The organism is Brevibacterium sp. AGC70 (assembly GCF_057334195.1).
On record NZ_JBHFIH010000014.1, the window covers coordinates 309269 to 319866 of the forward strand.

The following is a 10598-nucleotide window of genomic DNA, read 5'->3' on the forward strand; positions in this document are numbered from 1 at the left end:
TGGCTTCACTGACTGTTCAGGCAAGGACATCTGTTGTTCACCGCGTAGTCAGGGGCTCGTGGAGCGGCACATGAGGCTGACCGCACGAGACAGACGGGCCAGCTGCAAAGAGAGTCTATGGATATCCGGGCCCAAGTCGCAGGTGAACCGGACCAGAAAATGCCTCGCGGCCGGTTCTTTCCAGAACCGACCGCGAGGCATTGGGACTCTCTGCCGAGTCTGACTCGGCCGATGTCACCGTGCTGCCGTCAGCCGACCACGCGAATGACCTTCGCTCCACGATCGAGCATCCAGCTGTAGCTGCGCTTCGTCGTGTTCGTCCGAGACGAGCCCGCATCGTACATCTGTCCCTTGGTCTCAGAGATGATGCCGATGTGGCCGGGGATCCAGATCATGTCGCCTGCTTTGGCCTCACTGGCAGGAATGACCGTGCCGGCGTTGCGCTGCTGGCTGGTGGTGCGCGGCAGTTTGATGCCGTGCTTGGCGTAGACGTACTGGGTGTAGCCCGAGCAGTCCCAGCCCTTTGTCGGTGAGGTTCCGCCCCAGACGTACCTCACACCGAGGTGAGCCTTCGCCTCACTGACGATGGAGTCACGCTGAGCCTGGATCTTCTCAGCCTTTGACGGTTTGTCGTCATCCTTGGACTTATCGTCCTTCTTGTCATCCTTGGGCTTGTCCGACTTATCGTCATCCTTGGACTTATCGTCCTTCTTGTCATCCTTGGGCTTGTCCGACTTGTCGTCGTCTTTGGACTTATCGTCCTTCGAATCCTTGGCGTCTTTGTCGTCTGTAGAACCTTCCCCGGAGTCTGCAGCCGAACCGCCATCGGGGCGCTGTCCCCCGGTGGTGCCGACTCATCGGCACCACCGGAAGCATTGGCATCATCGGTGTCGCCCGGACCATTGTCGTCGATTACGCCGCCTTCAATGGTTCCGGTGGGCGAGAACTCTGTGGTTCCATAGCCCTCGGCCCAGACGAGTCGGGCACCTTCGAACAGCTGCTCTCCTCGTCCGTCCTTGTACACCGGATCCGACGCGGGGTAACCAAGGTGGCCCTTGACAGTACCTTTGTCACCCCAATAGTTCAGGAGCGTGCCGGTGGTGTAGTGAGCACCGGTGTCCTTCGACCAGTAGATCTTGCCCTTCTGGAACGACTGCGCCGATCCCCCGCCCTTCAGGCCGCCCTTCTCTTGCGAGGTGGGCAGGCCCAGCTGGGTGACAGCGTCACCCTTATACGAGTTCTTGATCGCTCCGGTCAGGTGGTATGCACCGGTTTTCTTGGACCAGAAGACGTTGCCCTTCTCGTAGGAGCGAGCACGTGCTCCGTCAACGCCCTTGACATCGTGTTCCTTGCCAGTGGCCTTGCCGAGTTCCTTCTTGTGGTCAGCGGCGTACTTCTCGATCGCAGTCTTGGGCTTCGGCGTTGCCTTCTTGCCGTCGTCTTTCTTATCGTCCTTCTTCTTGTCGTCCTTCTTCTCATCGGACGGCAGATCGCCGGACTTCATGATGTCGGTGACAGTTGAACGGATCTCGCCCATCTTGGAATAGAAGGCGTCACCGGGGCAGCTGGTGTTCGCGAGGTCGCGGTGCGCGACGACGGTCGACTTGCTCGGCTTGACGCCATCGAGCGACAGCTTCCAGGCAATCGCCGAGGCGACAGCATCCCTGGTCTTCTTCGGCGGGGCCGACTTGTCATAGGAGCCGAGCACCGAGATGCCGAATGTACCGGAGTTGTGGCCGGCCACGTGAGCACCGATCACGGCCTTCTTGATGTCGCCGCCGCGGGCATGCCAGAGACGGCCGTACTTATCGGCGATGACGTTGTATCCGATGTCATCCCAGCCTCGACCCGACTGGTGGTAGGACTGGATACCGCGCAGGACCGAGGGAACGTCTTCAGCCGAGTAGCTGTTCGAACCGGCGGTGTGGTGAACGACAGCCTGCTTGACGCTGCTGGCGTAGTCGGGGCTTCCGTTGTATGCCTTGGCACCCCACGAATCGCGCGAGCCGATCTTCGGCTTCGGCACCTTGGCGGATTTGGCCACGTTGTTCGTGGACGAGGATCCCGGTACGTAGTTCTGATTGGTGACCGAGGCCTGACCTGATGCAGCCACAGTCTCGGTGCTCGCGGCAGCCTCAGTCGAGCCGGGTGTCGTCTCTGAGGTGTCTGCTGCGCTTTCGGAGGGATCGGAGCTCTGCGGCTCGATCTCCACCGGATCGTTCTCGGCCACGGCCGCAGCATCATTGGGATTCTGCTTCGGATCGACGAGAACGAGTTCGGCATCGCTGGGTGCCTTGTCGCCCAGAATGCGCATCTGCACACCGGAGGCCCTGTTGACGGTGAAAGGCTCGGAACCTTCGTTCTTCGCCTGCTCCTGCTTCTCCTCGTCGAGCGACTCCCAGCTGCCCCAATCAGATCCGCTCTTGACACGGATCTGGATGCGGATGTTGGACGTCGACTCGGAGAAGGTGAAGCCGATCAGGCTGGGGTTTTTGGATGGAACGTCGAGGACGTCGGAGATCAGCGCGATGTTGACGCCGTCTTCGGTCTTCTGACGCACCGAGCCCGAGATATCGTCGCTGTCCTTCGACTCCTCCGATGATTCAGAGCCCTCGGACTTCGTGTCCTCGGACGCGTCATCCTTCTTCTCGGAGTCTTCAGCGGGTGCCGATGGGTCAGCCTTCGGGGTGGAGGCTTCCGATTCAGCGGCTTCGCTCTCACCCTCAGGTGCGGACAGTCCTGCAGAGACGGGGTTGACCGACCCTATGGAACCGGCAGCAGCCGAGGCGCCCGAACTCGCGTTGACGACTGCTGGCACCTGTGTCGAGGCGGCAGCGGTCTGCGATTTGAAGATGTTCGGCAGGTTGCTGGTTGCGCTCTGATTGGCGACGTTGGCAGAGGAGTCACTGGAATCACGGGCGCCGGGGACGTTGAGTCCGTCTTCGCTCACGCTCAGCGCCTCTTGGGTCACTTCCGGCTCAGTCGACGCCGCGAAGGCAGTCGGTGCCGTGACCGCTAAGGTGCCGACGAGTGCGACTGAAGCGCAGCCCGCGACTGTGGGCAATAAGTATTTCATCGTTACAGCCTTTTCGAGGAAGTCAGGGAAGTTCAGGCCCTGGAATCATCTCACCGTTGGTAGGACGGTGGGTAATCCCAACATCTCAAAATTGTTACACATATACGGCGTGTCAGACTAGCCAAATAACAAAATAACCAAATTACACCGGTGTGGTTCCCAGCGTTTGCAAGGGACACACCGAGGGAAAGTTTTTCCCAGAATCCTCCGAAATTCCCTGCTTCGCACGGTCGGCGCACAAGCTCGGCTGGGTGATCGACATCTCAGGGCACGTAGCAGATGGCTCTCTCTGCGCTCTCTTCGCCCTCGTCAGAGCCGTCTTCACTACCACTTTGCGCATTGACCTGGGTGGTGCTTCCGGCTGTGAGCCCACGGCTCGCATTCACCCCTGCAACGGCTCCGGACGTATCGCCAGGGGCGCTCTGGGCGCCCTTGTCCTTCTCAGCATCCTGAGACGATTTTTCGATCGTGTCCGCAATCAAGGACCTCGCGGCGTCGAAGTCAGGCTGTGATGGTGTCACGTTGGGCGGAGTGAGGTCAAGCGACTCGATCTTCTGCGACTTGACCTTCAGTGCCAGGTCCACGAAGTCGTCCACCTCGGAAGAGGGAATGTCCGTCGCCAGCGCTCCTGGGGTGGCCTTGGCGATCTCCTGGTACCGAGTCAGAACGGTGGCGGGATCGAGCTGTTTGACCATCGCTGTCTGCACGCAGCGCTGCCGGACCATCCGCTCGTAGTCGCTGGAGAACTCACGGGAGCGGGCAAACCACAGAGCGTGGAAGCCGTCGAGTTTCTGCTTGCCCGGCTCGATCCACCCCTTGACCGGGCCATGCTCGCCCGTGTTGGGATCGACCTTCGAAGAGATCGGCACCCGTTTACCGGAGACGAGGGTGATTCCGCCCAGGGAGTCGATGAGGCTCTCAAATCCCTTGAGGTTGACCATGGCGAAGTACTGGACTTCGAGGCCGGTGATCGCGGAGGTGGCATCCATCGTGGCCTGCTCACCTGCTCGCTTCGGGTTCTCGAACTCGTCCTTGTGTCGCTCACCTTGCTGGAAGACCGCGTTGAGCAGGCACTCGTCGCCGCAGTTGTACCCCTGCGGGTAGTACTGGTGCAACGGCGAGTCCTCGGGGAACGGCACGTTCTCCATATTGCGCGGAAGGCCGACGATGACCGTCTTGCCGGTCTTCGCATCGATCGAGACCAAAGACAGCGAATCCGGGCGGATGCCGGTGCGCCCCTTGCCGGCGTCTGAGCCGAGGAGAAGGATGTTGTAGCGACCGTCGACGGGCTTCGCGGCTTTCCCGGAGGCGAAGAGGTCAGCCATCAATCCGCGCTGGGAGTCCAGCAGGGTCGTGCCCCAGGCCAGCGGGCCGACAACGACGAGGACCAGGGCGCAGAACGCGGCGAGGAAGCGTTTGCGTGCCCTCGCGGACAGTGTGACCAGCTTGATCCGGCGCAAGGTGTCGAAGAGGCACACGATCCAGTTGACGGCGATGACCGGCAGCCAGATTGTGAGGAACGTCAGCAGGAAGGGGTTCGTGCCGATCGTGAAGAGGAACTTCTTGTCGATGAGAATCACGATCAGAGCAATGATCGCGAGGATCCAGGTGACTGCGGTGATCGACAGCGAGATCTTGGCCCAGCGACGAGACCGGAACAGCAGCTGCACTCCCCCGGGAATGAGTACCGTGACGAGGAGAAGAATCCACGCCCGTACATCCCTCGTCGGCTGTGAAGCGTACGACGGGTGATGAATGGGGTCGACGTATCTCGTTTCTGCCACTGACCTACCTTTACCTCGCGCTCGTTGCTGTTATGGCCACCCGCGCGGACCTGAAGACCGCGGCGACACAGACTACTGTGCCAAACCTTCTGGAGAGTCCACTGTGTTCATCCATTGTGGCGCGTGCGAACCAGGGATTCCGGCACATTTGCCCTGCGCATGTCGCGTCATCGCAGGTGTACTTGATCACAGCCACGCGATCTGTGGGCCTCAGTGTGGGAGCGCAGGCTCGAAGACGGCCACCGCCCATAAGCGATGGCCGTCTTCCTCGAAGCCTGGTCTCTCACAGCCTAGGCGGGTCTGGCCTCAGCCGATGAGCTTGCGACCCATCACCATGCGCTGGATCTGGTTGGTGCCTTCGTAGATCTGTGTGATCTTCGCGTCACGCATCATCCGCTCGACAGGATGATCGACGACATAACCGGCACCGCCGAGCAGCTGCACGGCATCGGTCGTGATCTCCATGGCTGCGTCCGAGGCGAAGGCCTTCGCTGCAGCTCCGAAATAGGTGAGGTCGTCGTCGAAGCGCTGGCTCTTGGCCGCAGCGGTGTAGGTCAGCGAACGAGCAGCTTCGAGCTTCATGCCCATGTCCGCAAGCATGAACTGGACTCCCTGGTTCGAGGCGATGGCCTTGCCGAACTGCTGACGTTCCTTCACATAGTTCACCGCGTAGTCCAAAGCGCCCTGTGCGATGCCGACGGCCTGTGCGGCGATCGTCACGCGAGTGTGATCCAGAGTCCGCAGAGCGATCTTCAGTCCTTCACCGGGGTCACCGATGATGCGGTCGCCGGGCAGACGGACATTGTCGAAGAGGAGTTCACGTGTCGGCGATCCCTTGATGCCGAGCTTGCGTTCCTTCTCACCGAAGGTGAATCCCTCGTCGGACTTCTCGACGACGAAGGCGGAGATATTGCGGCCGCGCGCACCGTCCGGGTCGGTCACGGCCATGACGGTGTAATAGTTGGAGACTCCGGCGTTCGTGATCCAGGTCTTGACACCGTTGAGGATCCAGTCGTCGCCATCGGCCACGGCCCGGGTCTTCATCGAGGCCGTGTCGGATCCGGCTTCGCGTTCTGAGAGCCCATAGGAGAATCCAGCCTCACCGCGAGCAACCTGCGGGAAGTACTTCGCTTTGATCTCTTCGCTGCCGCCGAGCTGGACAGGCATGCTGCCGAGCTTGTTCACGGCCGGGATCAGTGATGACGAAGCGCATCCACGTGCGACCTCTTCGATGATGATGGCCACTGCCAGCGCGTCAGCGCCCACCCCGCCGTGCTCTTCGGGGATGTGGGCTGCGAAGAAGTCGGTCTCGACCAGAGCGTCGTGGGCCTCCTGCGGGTAGCGGGAATCGGCGTCAACCTCGGCGGCAAAGGGAGTGATCTTCTTCTCGACGACATTGCGCACTGCGGCGCGGATCTCTTCGTGTTCTTCGCTGGGCTGGTAGAGGTCGAACATCATTCTCCTATTACTGATCGATCGTTAAGTACCCCTATTATCGCCGCAGCGCCTGCCCTTTGTCGAGAGCGAGCTGCCGCAGCTGGGTTCGATGCTCGTCGAGTCGACCGCGGATTGCCGCCGCTGCATCGGTGTCACCGGCGCCGAGGATTCGGGCGGCGAGGAGTCCTGCGTTCTTGGCTCCGCCGATCGAGACAGTGGCCACCGGGACGCCTCCGGGCATCTGCACGATCGAGAGCAGGGAGTCCATGCCGTCGAGGTATTTCAGCGGGACGGGAACGCCGATGACGGGCAGCGAGGTCATCGAGGCGATCATTCCGGGCAGATGGGCCGCTCCCCCGGCGCCGGCGATGATGACGCGCAAGCCGCGGTCTGCGGCGGTCTTGGCCCACTCGACCATGTCCTCGGGCATGCGGTGGGCAGAGACGACCTCAGCGGTCGACCCGATGCCCAGTTCGTCGAGGGCCTCGGCCGCGGCCTTCATCGTCGGCCAGTCCGAGTCCGAACCCATGACGATTCCGACGACAGCGGAGTCTGATTCCGCTGCGCCCGATTCCGCAGCTCCCGGCGCCGAGGCGGTCCCCGCGTTCCGGCTGGCCGCGGAGTTCTCGTTGCCCGTGGATCCGTCGTCATTCGTTGGAGGCATATCAGGCCCTTTCGTCGCTGAAGGTGGCGGCAGTGCCAGCGGAGTCATCGGCCGATGGCGTCGTGTTTGCGTCGAGATCTGCCGGGGCCGGCATCTGCGGATGCGGGTTGATGTCGATGCCGGCGATGAAGTCCGCAGCATGACGGGCGCGAGCCAGTACGAGATCCGCGTCCCGTCCGTAGGCGTTGACATGGCCGACCTTACGGCCCGGGCGCACGCCCTTGCCGTAGAGGTGGACCTTGACCGCAGGGTCGTGGGCCATCACATGCAGATAGGGGTGGTAGAGGTCGTCGTGGTCGGCGCCGAGGATGTTGACCATCACAGAGACGTCCTCACGGGCCGCAGGGCTGCCCAGGGGCAGGTCGAGGACCGCGCGAAGATGCTGTTCGAACTGGCTGGTGACGGCCCCATCCTGGGTCCAGTGACCGGTGTTGTGGGGACGCATCGCAAATTCGTTGATGAGGAAGCCATCGGCGGTCTCGAACAACTCCATCGCCATCACACCGGTGACGTCGAGAGCACCGGCGACCTTGAGGATCGCCTCGGTGATCTCTCTGGATTTGCCTGCTGCCAGTCCCGGTGCGGGAGCAATGGCTTCCTTGCACACGCCGTTCTGCTGCCAGGTCTCAACGACTGGCCACACCGCAGTCTGGCCCATCGGGGAGCGTGCGACCATGACGGCGAGCTCGCGGGTGAAGTCCACCTTCTCCTCGGCGAGCAGCTGCCCGACCTCGTCGAGCCAGGTCACGGCCTCATCGATGGAGTCGATGACACGCACGCCCTTGCCGTCATAGCCGCCGCGAGGCGTCTTGAGGATAAAGGGGAATCCAACTCGCTGCGCGAATGATTCGACATCGGTGCGCGAGGTGATCTCTGCCCAGGCCGGGTTCGGCAGGCCGAGTTCGTCCATTCTCCTGCGCATGAGGATCTTGTCCTGAGCAAAGATGAGGGCCTGCGGTCCCGGGCGGACAACATGGCCCGCCTCGGCGAGAGCCTGCAGATGTTCGGGAGGAACATGCTCATGGTCGAAGGTCACCACGTCGACCGTCTCGGCGAAGGCCTTGAGGGTCGCGAAGTCCGTATAGTCTCCGACGCTCACCTCATTGATGACCTGTGTGGCCGGAGCATCAGCCGTCTCGGCGAGGACCGAGAAGCGGATGCCGAGGGCTTCTGCGGCAGGGGCAAGCATACGTGCCAATTGGCCGCCGCCAATGACACCAACACGAGGAAAAGTCACGTTCGCCATCCTATCGTCCGCCGCGGACATGAGGCGCACAGGTTCAGCATGCGAGTCCTGCCCTCAGTCGGAGAGTCGTATGCGCCACAGCGAGGTGACCTCGGCGCTGCGGGCCCTGTGGAGTTCGTCCCCGGGATCCGAGGCACGGGGGTGGCGCGGGGTCGTATCGTGCCGATCGTGGACTCGCAGGCGGGCAGCGGTGATGCGTTCGAGCAGTTCCTCTCGGGTCCGCAGGCCAAGACGTTCGGCAAGATCGGACAGAATCAGCCATCCCTCGCCCGACGGGCTCAGATGCGCAGCCAGCCCGTCGATGAAGCGGTGGAGCACATCGGATCCCGGGTCGTAGATGCCGGCCTCGAGGGCAGACGTCGGACGGGCAGGCAGCCACGGCGGGTTGCACACGATGAGGTCGGCGCGTCCCTGCGGGAAGAGATCGGCCTTGACCACCTCGGCGGACGAAGCGAGACCGAGGCGGTCCAGATTCTCTTGGGCACACGTGACCGCGCGCGGATTGATGTCCGTGGCCACGACCCGTTCGACACCGCGGCGCAACAGCACAGCGGCGAGGACGCCGGTGCCTGTGCCGAGGTCGAAGGCCGTCTTCGGTGCAGAAGAGGTCGACGTGGGTGACTTCGGTGCGGAGGAGCTGCCAGTGCCGGACTCGGGAAACGGCGTCTGGGCGACGAGGTCGACGTATTCGCCGCGGATCGGGGAGAACACACCATATCTCGGGTGGATGTCCTCGCCGAGGGCGGGGATGGCCACGCCCTTGAGCTGCCACTGGTAGGCGCTGAGCACCCCGTTCAGCTCGGTCAGCGAGACGCACATCGGTCCCGTCGACGGGCCGTAGGCGGCCTCGCAGGCCAAGCTCACATCGGGAGCTCGGCGCAGGTTCAGCAGGTAGTCGCCGTCGAGTTCGACGATCAGTGCACCAAGCAGACGGGCTCGTTGAGCAATGTATCGACGCTGTGCTTGAAAGGCAGCCGCAACGTCGAGGCCTCCTGCATCGCTCGGTCCTCCAGCATCACCGCCGCCCGGGTTGCCCAGCTTGCGGCCAGCGCGCTTGCCGGCTCCATGTTTGCCGCCGCCGTGGCGGGCACTGTGGCGTTTGAAACGGCGGTCCATCGCCTGCAGCAGCTGACGGCCGTTGTGATAGTCCCCGCGCCACAGCAGCCCGGTCCCCGACCGGGCCAGTCGGTAGGCGGCATCGGCGGCGATGTCGTCGCTGATGACCGTCACCTGTGCCGGGGCGGCCGACTGGTTCTCCGAATGCCAGGTCGCCGATCGTTGGGCTCCGTCCTCAGTCCAGCCGAGTGCGGTCGCCGAGGATCCGGGTTCTGTCACTGTGGGTTCCTGAAGGCGCTGCTCATCGAAAGGCTCCGTTCATCACACAACTCTGTTCACGGACCCGACTCACACCACGAGCAGGGGAATGTGGAGTTCGCGTTCCGTCGTCGACCCATGGTGGCCGATGAGCGCGATAGCGGAGGCGGATTCGTTGTCCGAGTCGACGATGGCGAATTCGTCCTGGCAGATGACCATGAAGTCCCCGATGCGCTGGCGGAAGCGGGGGTCGACAGGACCGAAGTAGCCGCGCCGGATGGCCTCATCGCGGCTGAGGATGAGCGCCCTGTCCCCCACTGTCTCGGTCCAGGCCGAGCAGACGTCAGCCTCGGCGCCCTGAGCGGCATAGAGGTGGACGGCGCGCGGTTCGCCGCCGACATGCCTGACTCCCTGCCGCAGTTCAGGAGCATCGGCAAGGTCGAGACGTAGGTTGTGATCGATGTCGACCATGCCGTGATCGGCGGTGACGATCATCGTCGAATCGGCCGGCAGACCGTTGGCCAGCTGCGACAGTGCCAGGTCGACGTGTTCGAGCTCCTCGGTCCACTGCAGGGAGTTCGATCCGTGGACGTGGCCCGTCTTATCGAGGTTGCCCCAGTAGAGGTAGACCAGCCGACGGCCGGGAGCCTTCGCCTCTTCGATGGCCTGAGCGCAGCGCTGTTCGAGCGTCTTCGACGCCCGGAACCGGCCCCCACGCAGGGAAGCACGGTTCAGGCCGCGACCGGCGAACTTCGCCTCGCCGAGGCTGACCACGTCGACCTCGGCCGCGGTGAGTCGCTCGAACAGGGTCGCATCAGGCACCCAGGCAACCGGGTCGACGTCGAGGTCCCAGGTCAGCTGGTTGAACACAGCGTCTCTGGCTGGGTCGAGGACGCGGTATCCGACGACGCCGTGGCCGCCGGGCAGACGCCCTGTGGCCAACGAAGACAAGGAGTTCGCGGTCGTCGAGGGGAACCCTGTGGACAGGGTCCGTCGTGAGGCCGCCAGAGACCGGAAGAATGGAGTGTAGCCGCTGTACTGCTTGAGCTGGCTCTCCCCCATACCGTCGATGAGGAC

8 protein-coding genes are annotated in these 10598 nt (G+C 62.9%); all 8 read right to left on the bottom strand.

Going from position 1 to position 10598, the window contains the following annotated elements; translation table 11 throughout:
- Positions 1 to 248 precede the first annotated feature (248 nt).
- A complete protein-coding gene (locus ACE03M_RS11655) occupies positions 249 to 557 on the bottom strand; it encodes a C40 family peptidase (RefSeq protein ID WP_485934059.1) in 309 nt (102 codons plus the stop codon).
- Positions 554 to 3076 carry an N-acetylmuramoyl-L-alanine amidase gene (locus tag ACE03M_RS11660; RefSeq protein WP_485934060.1) on the bottom strand — a complete coding sequence of 841 codons (2523 nt, stop codon included), beginning with the start codon at positions 3074 to 3076 and terminating at the stop codon, positions 554 to 556. The genes ACE03M_RS11655 and ACE03M_RS11660 overlap by 4 nt, the downstream gene beginning before the upstream one ends.
- 263 nt (positions 3077 to 3339) lie before the next feature.
- Positions 3340 to 4860, bottom strand: a complete 1521-nt coding sequence (locus ACE03M_RS11665) for an LCP family protein (RefSeq protein WP_485934061.1) — start codon at positions 4858 to 4860, stop codon at positions 3340 to 3342.
- Between the two features lie 306 nt (positions 4861 to 5166).
- Positions 5167 to 6315, bottom strand: a complete 1149-nt coding sequence (locus ACE03M_RS11670; RefSeq protein WP_485934310.1) for an acyl-CoA dehydrogenase family protein — start codon at positions 6313 to 6315, stop codon at positions 5167 to 5169.
- A 37-nt stretch (positions 6316 to 6352) separates the two neighbouring features.
- Entirely contained in the window at positions 6353 to 6826 is a 474-nt protein-coding gene (gene purE / locus ACE03M_RS11675) for a 5-(carboxyamino)imidazole ribonucleotide mutase (protein WP_143921456.1), read from the bottom strand.
- Positions 6827 to 6962: 136 nt separating this feature from the next.
- The gene (locus tag ACE03M_RS11680; protein WP_485934062.1) at positions 6963 to 8207 is read right to left on the bottom strand and encodes a 5-(carboxyamino)imidazole ribonucleotide synthase; all 1245 of its coding nucleotides are present in this window, start codon (positions 8205 to 8207) and stop codon (positions 6963 to 6965) included.
- A 54-nt stretch (positions 8208 to 8261) separates the two neighbouring features.
- Positions 8262 to 9542: a methyltransferase gene (locus ACE03M_RS11685; protein ID WP_485934063.1), complete on the bottom strand. Its 1281-nt coding sequence runs from the start codon at positions 9540 to 9542 to the stop codon at positions 8262 to 8264.
- A 69-nt stretch (positions 9543 to 9611) separates the two neighbouring features.
- Positions 9612 to 10598 (bottom strand): alkaline phosphatase family protein (locus tag ACE03M_RS11690; RefSeq protein WP_485934064.1); only part of this gene is annotated, 987 nt, incomplete at its 5' end.